The organism is Enterobacter cloacae complex sp. IR5401 (assembly GCF_049238425.1).
Classification (GTDB): domain Bacteria; phylum Pseudomonadota; class Gammaproteobacteria; order Enterobacterales; family Enterobacteriaceae; genus Enterobacter; species Enterobacter hormaechei_C.
Map to the genome: position 1 here is coordinate 63,098 of NZ_JBMKHN010000018.1, position 12,281 is coordinate 75,378.

Genomic DNA, 12,281 nt, shown 5'->3' on the forward strand with positions numbered 1-12,281 from the left:
TCCACCGCTTTAAACTTTTACGCCCGTCAAATTGCTCATTGCGTGGCAATTTGGCGCAAAATACTATGTACTGACAAACAAATGGCGAGGAAGTTCGCCTTCATCGACGCGTCTGTGACGCACGCAAAAGTACAAGGCTATGGCACAAGAGATCGAATTAAAGTTTATCGTCGAAAAAGACAGCGCTGACGCGCTCCGCCAGCATCTGAATACGCTGTCCGGCGAGCACCATGAACCCGTACAGCTGCTCAACATCTATTACGAAACGCCGGACAACTGGCTGCGCAACCATGATATGGGCCTGCGCATCCGGGGTGCGAACGGGCGCTACGAGATGACGATGAAAATCGCCGGTCGCGTGGTGGGCGGTTTACACCAGCGTCCGGAATACAATATCGACATCAGTAAGCCAGAACTTGAGCTGGATCGTTTTCCGGCGGAAGTGTGGCCGGAAGGGACGCTGCCCGCAACGCTGTCGGCAGAGGCGCAACCGCTGTTCAGCACCGATTTCTGGCGCGAGAAATGGCTGGTGACGGAAGGCAAGAGCCGCATTGAGATCGCGTTTGATCGGGGTGAAATTAAGGCTGGTGAAGAGCAGGAGCCGATCTGCGAATTGGAACTCGAACTGCTTGAAGGCGACGCGAGCGATGTGCTGAAGCTGGCGCGCAAGCTGGTGAACCAGCCTGGACTGCGTCAGGGCAGCCTGAGTAAAGCGGCACGCGGCTATCACCTGGCCGCCGGGAATGCGCCGCGCGTGCTGCGAGAAACCCCGATTCTGCGCGTTGTGCCGAAAGCCTCCGTTGAGCAGGGGATGGAAGCGGCGCTGGAGCTGGCACTCTCTCAGTGGCAGTTCCACGAGGAGCTGTGGGCGCGTAACGTGAAAAATGCCAAAAAACAGGTGCTGGCCGCTATGGGGCTGGTACGTCATACCCTGACGCTCTTTGGCGGCATTGTACCGCGTAAAGCCAGCACTCACTTACGTGATTTGCTCACTCAAACCGAAACGCTGATGCTTTCCGACGTGTCGGCACAAACGGCGATCTACAGCCCGCAAAACGCCAGCGCGAAACTGGCGCTGACCGAATTTCTGGTGACGCGCGGCTGGCGCACCTTCCTCGATGCGAAAGGGCAGGCCAAAATTGCGGAAAACTTCAAACGTTTTGCGGATATCCACCTCTCCCGTCACGCGGCCGAACTGAGAACCACCTTTGCGCATCCGCTGGGCGACCAGTATGGCGATCAGCTTCCCCGCCTGGCGCGTAACATCGACAGCATGTTGCTGCTGTCGGGTGCGTATGAGGGCGTGAAGGCGCAGGCCTGGCTGGAGAACTGGCAGGGGCTTAAGCATGCCATCGAGACCCGTCAGCAGATTGAGATCGAGCATTTCCGCAACGAGGCCATTTCGCAGGATCCGTACTGGCTGCACAGCGGAAAACGTTAATTCTGGCAAGGAACCCCTGATATGCCGCTTTCTTCGCAGTTACAGCAGCACTGGCAGACCGTTTGCGAACGCCTGCCTGAGTCGTTACCCGCGTCATCGTTAAGCGAGCAGGCGAAAAGCGTGCTCACGTTCAGTGATTTTGTGCAGGAGAGCGTCAGCGCTAACCCGGACTGGCTGGCAGAGCTGGAAAGCGCGCCGCCGCAGGCTGACGAGTGGCGGCATTATGCTGGCTGGCTGCAAACCGCGCTGGCAGAGGTGGCAGACGAAGCCACGCTGATGCGCGTTCTGCGTCAGTTCCGCCGCCGGGTGATGGTACGCATTGCCTGGGCGCAGGCGCTGGAGCTGGTGAGTGAAGAGAGCACCTTGCAGCAGTTGAGCGAGCTGGCGCAGACGCTGATCGTCGCCGCGCGGGACTGGCTCTACGCCGCCTGCTGTAAAGAGTGGGGCACGCCGTGCAGCGAGGAAGGGGTTCCTCAGCCACTGTTGATCCTGGGGATGGGCAAGCTGGGCGGCTGCGAGCTGAACTTCTCCTCAGACATCGATCTGATTTTTGCCTGGCCCGAGAACGGCTCCACGCGCGGCGGCCGTCGCGAGCTGGACAATGCCCAGTTCTTTACTCGTCTGGGGCAGCGGCTGATTAAGGCGCTGGATCAGCCCACGCAGGATGGTTTTGTTTACCGCGTGGACATGCGCCTGCGTCCGTTTGGCGACAGCGGGCCACTGGTGCTGAGCTTTGCCGCGCTGGAAGATTACTACCAGGAGCAGGGTCGCGACTGGGAGCGTTACGCGATGGTCAAAGCGCGGATCATGGGCGACAGCGACGATGCCTACGCCAACGAGCTGCGCGCCATGCTGCGCCCGTTCGTGTTCCGCCGCTACATCGACTTCAGCGTTATCCAGTCCCTGCGAAATATGAAAGGGATGATTGCCCGCGAGGTGCGTCGCCGTGGCCTGAAAGACAACATCAAGCTCGGTGCTGGCGGTATTCGTGAGATCGAATTTATCGTCCAGGTCTTCCAGCTGATACGCGGCGGGCGTGAACCTTCTCTGCAATCCCGCTCGCTGCTGCCGACGCTAAGCGCTATCGATCAGCTGCATCTGCTGCCGGAAGGCGACGCGCAAACGCTGCGTGACTCTTATCTCTTCCTGCGTCGTCTGGAAAATTTGCTGCAAAGTATCAACGACGAACAGACCCAGACGTTGCCGGGCGATGAGCTGAACCGGGCGCGTCTGGCCTGGGGGATGCGGGTGGATGACTGGGCGGCGCTGACGCAACGGCTGGAAGCGCATATGGCGGGCGTGCGCCGCATCTTTAACGATCTGATCGGCGACGACGAAACTGAATCGCAGGACGATGCGCTCTCCGAGCACTGGCGCGAACTGTGGCAGGACGCGCTCCAGGAAGATGACACCACGCCGGTGCTGGCGCACTTAAGCGACGATGCCCGCCATCGCGTGGTGGCGTTGATTGCCGATTTCCGCCTCGAACTGAACAAACGCGCTATCGGCCCACGCGGTCGTCAGGTGCTGGATCATCTGATGCCGCATCTGCTGAGCGATGTCTGCTCCCGCGACGATGCGCCGGTGCCGCTGTCGCGCATGATGCCGCTGCTGAGCGGGATCGTCACGCGTACCACTTACCTTGAGCTGTTAAGCGAGTTTCCCGGCGCGCTGAAGCACCTGATTTCCCTCTGCGCCGCCTCGCCGATGGTGGCGAACAAGCTGGCGCGTTATCCGCTGCTGCTGGACGAACTGCTCGACCCGAATACCCTCTATCAGCCGACGGCGACGGATGCCTACCGCGACGAGCTGCGTCAGTATCTGCTGCGCGTACCTGAAGAGGACGAAGAGCAACAGCTTGAGGCGCTGCGTCAGTTTAAGCAGGCACAGATGCTGCGCGTGGCGGCGGCAGATATCGCCGGTACCCTGCCGGTAATGAAAGTGAGCGATCACTTAACCTGGCTGGCGGAAGCGATCATCGACGCGGTTGTCCATCAGGCGTGGGTGCAGATGGTAGCCCGCTACGGCCAGCCGAAGCACCTTGCTGACCGTGAAGGCCGCGGTTTTGCGGTGGTGGGGTACGGCAAGCTGGGCGGCTGGGAACTGGGCTACAGCTCCGATCTGGATCTGATTTTCCTCCACGACTGTCCGGCAGACGTCATGACCGACGGCGAACGTGAGATTGACGGACGGCAGTTCTACCTGCGCCTGGCCCAGCGCATCATGCACCTGTTCAGCACTCGCACCTCATCCGGCATTCTGTATGAAGTGGATGCGCGTCTGCGCCCGTCCGGCGCGGCAGGCATGCTGGTCACCTCGACGGAGGCTTTCGCCGACTATCAGAAGAACGAAGCCTGGACGTGGGAGCATCAGGCGCTGGTGCGCGCCCGCGTGGTGTATGGCGATCCGCAGCTCAAAACGCAGTTCGATGCGATCCGCAAGGCGGTCATGACGACCCCGCGCGAGGGCAGTACGCTGCAAACCGAAGTGCGGGAAATGCGGGAGAAGATGCGCGCGCACCTTGGCAACAAACATCGCGATCGCTTTGATATCAAAGCCGATGAAGGCGGGATTACCGATATTGAGTTTATCACTCAGTACCTGGTGCTGCTGCACGCGCACGATAAACCGAAGCTGACCCGCTGGTCGGATAACGTGCGCATACTGGAACTGCTGGCGCAGAACGACATTATGGATGAGCAGGAGGCGCAGGCCTTAACCCGCGCCTACACCACACTGCGTGATGAGTTGCACCATCTGGCATTACAGGAACAGCCGGGCCATGTGGCGCTGGACTGTTTCGCCGACGAACGCGCGCAGGTGACTACAAGCTGGCAGAAGTGGCTAGTGGAACCGTGCGTAACAAAACAAGTGTGATATTATCGCGCGCAAATTTTGAATCTTTCTGGAGTCAGGAATGAAAGTAACACTGCCAGAGTTTGAACGTGCTGGAGTTATGGTTGTCGGTGATGTGATGCTGGATCGCTACTGGTATGGGCCGACCAGCCGCATCTCTCCGGAAGCACCGGTACCGGTGGTAAAGGTCGACACCATTGAAGAGCGTCCCGGTGGCGCGGCAAACGTGGCGATGAACATAGCCTCTCTGGGCGCACATTCGCGTCTGGTTGGCCTGACCGGCATTGACGATGCGGCGCGTGCGCTGAGCAAGTCGCTGGCGGACGTTAATGTGAAGTGTGACTTCGTTTCTGTTCCGACCCACCCAACCATCACCAAGCTTCGCGTGCTGTCGCGTAACCAGCAGCTAATCCGCCTCGACTTTGAAGAAGGATTCGAAGGCGTTGATCCCGAGCCGCTGCACGAGCGCATTAACCAGGCGTTGGGCAATATTGGCGCGCTGGTGCTGTCTGATTATGCCAAAGGCGCGCTGGCGAGCGTGCAGACCATGATCCAGCTGGCGCGCAAAGCCAGCGTTCCGGTGCTGATCGACCCGAAAGGCACCGATTTCGAGCGCTATCGCGGCGCAACCCTGCTGACGCCCAACCTCTCTGAGTTCGAAGCGGTGGCGGGCAAGTGCAAAACTGAAGAAGAGCTGGTTGAGCGCGGCATGAAAATCATCGCTGATTTCGAGCTGTCTGCGCTGCTGGTGACCCGTTCCGAGCAGGGCATGACGCTGCTGCAACCGGGCAAGGCGCCGCTGCATATGCCAACCCAGGCGCAGGAAGTGTACGACGTGACCGGTGCCGGTGATACGGTGATTGGCGTGCTGGCGGCGACGCTGGCGGCGGGTAACTCCCTGGAAGAAGCATGCTACTTCGCGAACGCCGCGGCGGGTGTGGTCGTCGGTAAACTCGGGACCTCCACCGTTTCGCCAATTGAGCTGGAAAACGCGGTGCGTGGGCGTGCGGATACCGGCTTTGGCGTCATGACCGAAGACGAGCTGAAAGTGGCCGTTGCCGCCGCGCGCAAACGTGGTGAAAAAGTGGTGATGACGAACGGCGTGTTCGACATCCTGCATGCGGGCCACGTGTCGTATCTGGCGAATGCGCGCAAGCTGGGCGACCGCCTGATTGTGGCGGTCAACAGCGATGCCTCAACCAAACGTCTGAAGGGTGAAACGCGTCCGGTTAACCCGCTGGAGCAGCGCATGATAGTGCTCGGCGCGCTGGAAGCGGTGGACTGGGTGGTCTCATTTGAAGAAGACACCCCGCAGCGCCTGATTGCCGGAATTTTGCCTGACCTGCTGGTGAAGGGCGGTGATTACAAACCAGAGCAAATCGCAGGTAGCGAAGAGGTCTGGGCGAATGGTGGTGAAGTAATGGTGCTCAACTTTGAGGACGGGTGTTCAACCACCAACATCATTAAGAAGATCCAGAAAGACAGTCAGTAAAAAACGGGCCTGTTGGCCCGTTCGTTTTTCACCCTCTCCCTGTGGGAGAGGGCTGGGGTGAGGGCATCAGGCCGCACTTATGCCTGGTCATCCACCGGTGGAATAGCTGGCGCTGGCTTCACTTCTTCCGGCGCATTGCGGTTTTCCAGCTCGGTCAAACGTTGTTCCAGCAGCGCCAGCTTCTCGCGGGTGCGCAGCAGCACCTGCGTCTGCACGTCAAACTCTTCGCGGCTGACTAAATCAAGGCGAACCAACTGTGCCTGCAACGTCTGGCGGATTTTCTTCTCAACGTCATCACCAAACTCACGAATACCTTTCGGCATGGACTCATGAACCTGACGCGCGATCTGCTCAATTTTCTTTGGGTCAATCATTGTCGTTTCCCTTGATGAAAAGGTGTTAGTGCCTATTGTAGCGTGTCATGCCGCGGGTTAAACAAAATTGTTTGAAGCTTATGCATTGCCCAGGGTAATCAATAGCGTTATAGTTATCTCGCTTATTCTCAGGGCGGGGCGAAATTCCCCACCGGCGGTAAATCAGCTTAACGCTGAAAGCCCGCGAGCGCTTTGGGTGAATTCTCAAAGGTCAGCAGATCCGGTGTAATTCCGGGGCCGACGGTTAGAGTCCGGATGGGAGAGAGTAACGATCCAGTCGGGCAAAGCCCGCTCACGTTATTTTTTTGCCGCTTGCACGGCGCTCCTAAGACTGCCCTGATTCTGGTAACCATAAAGTTAATGAGGTTTTTTTACCATGAATCAGACGCTACTTTCCTCTTTTGGCACTTCAACTCAACGTGTTGAACATGCACTGGATGCCCTGCGCGAAGGCCGCGGTGTGATGGTGCTTGACGATGAAAACCGTGAAAACGAAGGCGACATGATTTTTGCCGCCGAGAACATGACCGTTGAGCAGATGGCGCTGACCATCCGTCACGGTAGCGGCATCGTATGCCTGTGCATCACCGAAGACCGTCGCCAGCAGCTTGATCTGCCGATGATGGTTGAAAACAACACCAGCGCCTTTGGTACTGGCTTCACTGTGACCATTGAAGCGGCGCATGGCGTAACCACCGGTGTGTCGGCGGCTGACCGTCTGACCACCGTGCGTGCAGCGATTGCTGATGGTGCGAAACCTTCCGATCTGCACCGTCCTGGTCACGTCTTCCCGCTGCGCGCGCAGCCGGGCGGCGTGCTGACCCGTGGTGGTCATACCGAAGCGACCATCGATCTGGTGACGCTGGCTGGCTTCAAACCCGCAGGCGTGCTGTGCGAACTGACCAACGATGATGGCACCATGGCGCGTGCGCCGGAGTGCATCACCTTTGCGCGTCTGCACAATATGCCAGTGGTGACGATTGAAGATCTGGTTGAGTACCGCCGCGCGCACGAGCGCAAAGCCAGCTGAACATGCTGATGTAAAAAAGCCGGGGAAACCCGGTTTTTTTGTTTCTAGTGGTAGTTAATTTTGAACAGTACCACGGTTTCGAACGGCCCGGACTGAATCGCTTTTCCTTCTTCCCGTGAAAGTTCAGCTGTGTAGTTTTGCTCAACATTCATCTTATCGCCCGTAAAATCGGCGTACTCTTTGTACTGGTTGAAGGTGTAAGGGGCCGTTCCGTTAAGAATACGCAGTTTTAACCCATTCCCTATCAGCACCGCAGTGTCGTCTGCGCTGAGCGTTTCGGTTGTGTAAAACGACGAGTCCATCTTAAATCCATCCGAGCACTGGGCATCCTGGACTTTGGTGGTTCGTATTGAAAACGTGCGCAAACGCGTCTGCTGATTCACGATGTCGCGCGCGCTGAAGGTGCCAAAGTCGATCTCCTGATTCTCAGGGTAAATGGTAAACGTCGCCCCGCAATCAAGCACCGTAATGTTTTGCAGTCCGTTGATGTGATACTTAAGGTTCTTCGCATCGGCCATCTGATTAACGCCGCCCTTACCGTCAAACTGCACAACGATGTAATCGCTGAGCGAGCTGACATAGCCATGTGGCGGCATAGCCTTAATTCTCACGAAAAGTCGTAAACGGGCGACGAACGTGCGCGTAATGTGGATATCATCCGGATTGCCAGAGCAGATGCGATTCTCCCAACCCATCTGGCGGATTTGATCCGGGGTGTAAATGGTGATGTTATCGTTGTCCAGGCACTGGCGGGTATCCACGCCGTTGGGCTGGCCTGTGGCATCGTAATCTATGCCTTCATAGGTGACGCCCAGTTCATAATAGGGATCGGTTGCGGCAGGATAAGGGTTTACCCAGGCAAAAACATCTTCCGGCTTGAAACCGCTTGTGACGTTATTGTCACACGTCACCGGAATTTTAATGTCATCAGACTCCCATATTTTTTGGCCAACCTGAGCGTTGCTGGGTATGGCAAAAGGGGAGATCGTTTTTGTCTCCTCGACGGGGCCGCCAGATCCACCCAGATAGCAGTTGAGCGCCAGCGCTTCTTTCAAAGGCAGCGTTGTAAGCAGCAATGTAAGCAGGAAACTAGTGAGCTTTCGCATCTTTATCGATTTTCCGTTCGTTAAGCTTACATAGCACCGTTCCGGTGCACTGTACGTCGACTTTTTTCAGTGCGCCGTAATCGTCGATGTAGCCGATGCTGTAATAACTACCGTGGTAATCGCCGGTAGAGGCGGTTGCCGTGGCGAAAGGCGCAATCATCAGACTGTCAAAACCCGGCAGCATGGTTTTGGCATTTTTGCTCAGCCACGCCAGCGTGATGTAGTACGGCGTAGGGTTGTGGACCGTGAGCCCTTTCGCGTTGGCGGTAATTTCCATACGCATTTCAGTCAGTTCGCCAGATTTTTTGCGAATCGCTTCCGGACGCCAGAAGAGCTTAATTCGGCTCTGCATGGCAACCTGCATCACGCTGCGCTCCTCGCTGGCGCTGGTGCTTTTAGGCGGTACTTCACGCAGGTTGAAATAAAACAGCGATTCCCTGTCTTTTGGCAACTGGCGGGTAGCGGCTTGTTTAACAATTCTTACCTGCGACGAGGCGCCCGCTTCGATACGTTGAATGGGGGGAAGCGCCATAAAGTGCACATCTTCTTTTTGCCCCTTTTCATCTTCAATCCAGGAGAGCGCCAGATAAGGCAGCGCCTTGCTCTGGTTGTCCACTTTCAGGCTGCTGGCCTTGTCGCTTTCTGGAAAAACAATGCGCGTGCGGTCCAGGTTAATGGCCGCGTGGGCGGGAAATGTTGTGCTGATCAGCATCAGGCACAGGCTTTTAATCGGCGTTAATTTCATGATGATTTCTTACTGGCACGGCAGTATCAACTGCATACTGTTTTCTAAGTGAGAAGGTAACGAGAAGCGACACTGTTGGTTGTCGCCCCATGTCACGCGAAACTGCTGTTCTGGCTCAACGGCGCCGAGCCAGACGCGGCCTTCATCGGCCACCATCCCAACCTGTAAATTGCTTTCATCCAGGCGAACAATCGCCCCAAGTGGTGGTGTTCCTGACGACATCCGCAAAACGCCTGTTACGTCCTGACCTGCGCGCGTGGCAATCTGACGATAACCAATGGCCCCCTCAGTCCAGGTTGAGGTCACGACGCGGTTGTCCACGTCCACGCCATCCGGAAGGTTGTTCATATTGACCTGCACGCTGGAGGGGGAATAGCTGGAGAATGACGGTAAAACGCCGATGCCAAAACGGTTAGTTTCATCGCGCGACATGTTCAGCGGGATATGGCCTACCCCGTCGGTGCTGACCATTACGCGGGGTTCATTACCGTAACTGCGCCGGTGCAGCGCGGCGCCTTTCGCCGTTGAGGTGAAGGAACCGCTCCAGCTCGCGCTGAGGGAGTTATATTCGTTAGCTTTATAGCTGCCGGAGAGATTGAGATCGCCGTACGCAGAATAATGCTGATAATTCCCGCTGACCTGCGCGCCGGAATCTGGCTTCCCGCTCTCCGTACCTGCGGAAACGCCCCAGGTATTATTGCGATCCGACGTGTCATACCACGACACGTTATGGCTCAGCGTGTCGCTGTTACGCAGGTCATAGTTAAGTCGATGATCGGGATCGAGCGGTACGCTGAGCGAGAGATAAAACTGAGTATCGTCATTCTCGTCTTCCTCCTCGTAATGCGTTTTACTCCAGGACAGGGTTACGCCAAGGTTCTTCCAGCGACCTATATCAAAGTTGTAGCCCGCCGTGATGCTGCCGGTCGTGGAGGGTGAATCATTCCACCATGTCTGACGCAGCATATTGACGTACAGGTTCAGGGATAACGCTGAAATGTACTGGCTTGCCGTCACGCTCAGGGTTTGTTTTTCCGACTGGCGGTCACCATCGTCATAATCCAGGTAGCGGGCGTAGCTCAAAAACTGTGGGTCTGAGTAGCGGTAGCTGGCGAGCGTAAGCTGACTGCCGGTGGTATCGAAACGCTTGCTGTAGTTAATGCGATAGCTGTAACCCGTCTGGCTGCGCTGGTGTGGCAGCTGGCTGGTAGCCTGCGTGACGTCAAAAGAGAGCGCCCCCAGCCAGGCCATATTCTGGCCGATCCCGGCAGCGACGGAACGATAACGGTCGCCATCGGCCAGCGTGCCGCCATACAGAGAGGTGTGCGACAGCATGCCCCAGGAAAATTCGCCGCTCATGAAGGCGTTATCTTCAACATCATGGGAGGCGCCCTGGCGCGCTTTACCCGCCGCGAGCTTATAGCGCACCTGGCCCTTGCGCGTTAAAAACGGCACGGATTCAGCCGAGACCTGGAAGGTGTTGACGCGTCCGTCTTCTTCCGTGACTTTGACGTCCAGCGTGCCCTGAACCGACTGGTTAAGATCCTGAATAACAAAGGGTCCTGGTGGCACTTTACTCTGGTAAATCACGCGATCGGCAAGGCTTACGGCCACGGTGGCGTTGGTTTGTGCTATTCCGGTAATCTGTGGGGCATAGCCGCGAAGCGACCATGGCAGCATACGTTCATCGCTGATTAGCGATGCGCCGGTGTAGGTGAAGGCGTCAAAAATGGAGGACTGGAAATCCGTTTCACCCAGCGTCAGTTTCGCACCGATCGAGGGCAGAGGGCGGAACATATACACGCGTGAAAAACGGCCATCCTGCTCTGAGCCTGCTTCAGTATCGCTTCGCGTGTACTGGTAATCGCTTCGCAGGCGCCACGCGCCCATGTTCGCACCGGCGGTACCATAGGTATTGGCGTTGTCATTGCTGCCGCTGCTATTGGGCTGATAATGGCTGGCAAAAAGATTGTAATCCAGCAGTATGCCTGGCACGCCGTTGTCCCAGGTGGATGGCGGCATCCAGTCAACCGCACGGTATTGCAGCCACGCCTGGGGGATCGTTACTTTCAGGGTCTGGCTGCCTTGCTCAAAAATAAATTTGATGTCTGGTCTGGTGGCGAAATCAACGCATCCCTCTTTTTCCGGCAAAGCGTGACGAACGTCATCCTGCAATGCGAATGTATCGGCCAGCTCGGGGGGAATACAGACCTGAACTGCGTTATTTATTTCTCGCCAGCGAAGCTGCCAGCCATTTGCCAGCGGAATATCATTAACTGAAACCGTAACGAAATAGCTTCCCGGCGTAACCGATATTTGATCTTTAAAACGTGATAAATCGACGCTGCCGCGCTGATCTTTATCGATGGCGTTTATATTAAATTCAGTGGCAGAGGCAACTATCGTCATTAACAGGGACGCAATGATGATTATCCATTGTACTTTGTATGTCATCATCCTGTTACTCGAATAAATAAAGAGTGCCGACCGGCATGGATTGCCAGTCGGCTGATACCGTGACGTAACGGAATTATTTGTACATCAGGACGTAGTTAGCCGTGGCTTCAACCTGGCCTGCCGTCGCAGTTTTACCTGTTGGGACTTCCATAACCGCTTTGAAATGCAGCGTCTGGGTGGTTGAACCCGCCAGCAGATCAAGCACGTTTGGCTGACCAAGCGTGATGTTGCCTTCCGCGTTATCCAGCAGACGGACGCCCACGTTCTGCGCACCGTTTGCAAAGGTGTTGCTCATCAGGCTGGTATCCGTCGCATCTGTCGCTGCGCTGGTAAAGGTCACTTCCACTTTAGTAATTGGCGTGTCGGTTTCGTCTGCCGGATCGTCAAGCTGGCAGTTTTCCAGATTGATATCGACCGGAACCGGCGTGGATTTTTTGTTGGCGTTGATAACGGCCGTAGTCACTTCACCCAGGTCGACTTCTTTATCAACGCTGTCTGGAGCGATGCTGCATGGTGCGTCAATAACCACGCCTTTGAATTTGATTTTGCCTGAGCCTTGATCATCAGCAAACGCAGAACCCGATACAATGGCAGCCATAGCTGCCGCTAACAGCAATTTTTTACCCATATACATGAAAATATCCTTTTTCAGATTGATTCGTAATGTGAATATTTGACCTGCTCCCCGTTGATTAGTACACCCCGATGTTAGTAATGTCTTCATAAGCCACATGAGGACATCCCCATGAAGAAGCGTTTTTCCGACGAACAGATCATCAG

General features: G+C 56.3%; 9 protein-coding genes and 1 riboswitch. Of the genes, 4 read left to right on the forward strand and 5 right to left on the reverse strand.

Annotated elements, in window-relative coordinates:
- Nucleotides 1-139 precede the first annotated feature (139 nt).
- Genes ACOTX1_RS20520 through hldE form a run of 3 tightly spaced genes read left to right on the forward strand, consistent with a single transcriptional unit; the run spans nucleotide 140 to nucleotide 5,789 of the window.
- Nucleotides 140-1,441 carry an inorganic triphosphatase gene (locus tag ACOTX1_RS20520; RefSeq protein WP_023314871.1) on the forward strand — a complete coding sequence of 434 codons (1,302 nt, stop codon included), beginning with the start codon at nucleotides 140-142 and terminating at the stop codon, nucleotides 1,439-1,441.
- Nucleotides 1,442-1,462: 21 nt separating this feature from the next.
- On the forward strand, nucleotides 1,463-4,318 hold the full coding sequence (glnE, locus tag ACOTX1_RS20525; RefSeq protein WP_003862541.1) for a bifunctional [glutamate--ammonia ligase]-adenylyl-L-tyrosine phosphorylase/[glutamate--ammonia-ligase] adenylyltransferase: 2,856 nt from the start codon (nucleotides 1,463-1,465) through the stop codon (nucleotides 4,316-4,318).
- Between the two features lie 40 nt (nucleotides 4,319-4,358).
- Nucleotides 4,359-5,789 (forward strand): bifunctional D-glycero-beta-D-manno-heptose-7-phosphate kinase/D-glycero-beta-D-manno-heptose 1-phosphate adenylyltransferase HldE, encoded by a 1,431-nt coding sequence (gene hldE / locus ACOTX1_RS20530; protein WP_003862540.1) that lies wholly within the window; start codon nucleotides 4,359-4,361, stop codon nucleotides 5,787-5,789.
- Between the two features lie 77 nt (nucleotides 5,790-5,866).
- Here the strand turns inward: hldE and ubiK are convergent, their stop codons facing one another.
- Nucleotides 5,867-6,163 (reverse strand): ubiquinone biosynthesis accessory factor UbiK, encoded by a 297-nt coding sequence (gene ubiK, locus ACOTX1_RS20535; protein ID WP_003862539.1) that lies wholly within the window; start codon nucleotides 6,161-6,163, stop codon nucleotides 5,867-5,869.
- 120 nt (nucleotides 6,164-6,283) lie between these two features.
- A riboswitch (FMN riboswitch) is annotated at nucleotides 6,284-6,434 on the forward strand.
- Between the two features lie 105 nt (nucleotides 6,435-6,539).
- Here ubiK and ribB point away from each other — a divergent pair.
- Nucleotides 6,540-7,193, forward strand: a complete 654-nt coding sequence (gene ribB, locus ACOTX1_RS20540; RefSeq protein WP_003862538.1) for a 3,4-dihydroxy-2-butanone-4-phosphate synthase — start codon at nucleotides 6,540-6,542, stop codon at nucleotides 7,191-7,193.
- 44 nt (nucleotides 7,194-7,237) lie between these two features.
- Here ribB and ACOTX1_RS20545 read toward each other — a convergent pair whose 3' ends face one another.
- The 4 genes from ACOTX1_RS20545 to ACOTX1_RS20560 all read right to left on the reverse strand — a co-directional run bounded on the left by ACOTX1_RS20545 (nucleotide 7,238) and on the right by ACOTX1_RS20560 (nucleotide 12,135).
- A complete protein-coding gene (locus tag ACOTX1_RS20545) occupies nucleotides 7,238-8,299 on the reverse strand; it encodes a fimbrial protein (RefSeq protein ID WP_003862536.1) in 1,062 nt (353 codons plus the stop codon).
- Nucleotides 8,283-9,044 (reverse strand): fimbrial biogenesis chaperone, encoded by a 762-nt coding sequence (locus ACOTX1_RS20550; RefSeq protein WP_023314870.1) that lies wholly within the window; start codon nucleotides 9,042-9,044, stop codon nucleotides 8,283-8,285. Before ACOTX1_RS20550 ends, ACOTX1_RS20545 begins: the two co-directional genes overlap by 17 nt.
- 9 nt (nucleotides 9,045-9,053) lie before the next feature.
- Nucleotides 9,054-11,498: a fimbria/pilus outer membrane usher protein gene (locus ACOTX1_RS20555; protein WP_023314869.1), complete on the reverse strand. Its 2,445-nt coding sequence runs from the start codon at nucleotides 11,496-11,498 to the stop codon at nucleotides 9,054-9,056.
- A 76-nt stretch (nucleotides 11,499-11,574) separates the two neighbouring features.
- Nucleotides 11,575-12,135, reverse strand: a complete 561-nt coding sequence (locus ACOTX1_RS20560; protein ID WP_003862529.1) for a fimbrial protein — start codon at nucleotides 12,133-12,135, stop codon at nucleotides 11,575-11,577.
- Between the last annotated feature and the right edge of the window lie 146 nt (nucleotides 12,136-12,281).

What these genes read in the sequence shown, in the direction of transcription:
- ACOTX1_RS20520 (WP_023314871.1), top strand. Translation starts at nt 140, where the DNA reads ATGGCACAAGAGATCGAATTAAAGTTTATCGTCGAAAAAGACAGCGCT.
- glnE (WP_003862541.1), top strand. Translation starts at nt 1,463, where the DNA reads ATGCCGCTTTCTTCGCAGTTACAGCAGCACTGGCAGACCGTTTGCGAA.
- hldE (WP_003862540.1), top strand. Translation starts at nt 4,359, where the DNA reads ATGAAAGTAACACTGCCAGAGTTTGAACGTGCTGGAGTTATGGTTGTC.
- ubiK (WP_003862539.1), bottom strand. Translation starts at nt 6,163, where the DNA reads ATGATTGACCCAAAGAAAATTGAGCAGATCGCGCGTCAGGTTCATGAG.
- ribB (WP_003862538.1), top strand. Translation starts at nt 6,540, where the DNA reads ATGAATCAGACGCTACTTTCCTCTTTTGGCACTTCAACTCAACGTGTT.
- ACOTX1_RS20545 (WP_003862536.1), bottom strand. Translation starts at nt 8,299, where the DNA reads ATGCGAAAGCTCACTAGTTTCCTGCTTACATTGCTGCTTACAACGCTG.
- ACOTX1_RS20550 (WP_023314870.1), bottom strand. Translation starts at nt 9,044, where the DNA reads ATGAAATTAACGCCGATTAAAAGCCTGTGCCTGATGCTGATCAGCACA.
- ACOTX1_RS20555 (WP_023314869.1), bottom strand. Translation starts at nt 11,498, where the DNA reads ATGACATACAAAGTACAATGGATAATCATCATTGCGTCCCTGTTAATG.
- ACOTX1_RS20560 (WP_003862529.1), bottom strand. Translation starts at nt 12,135, where the DNA reads ATGTATATGGGTAAAAAATTGCTGTTAGCGGCAGCTATGGCTGCCATT.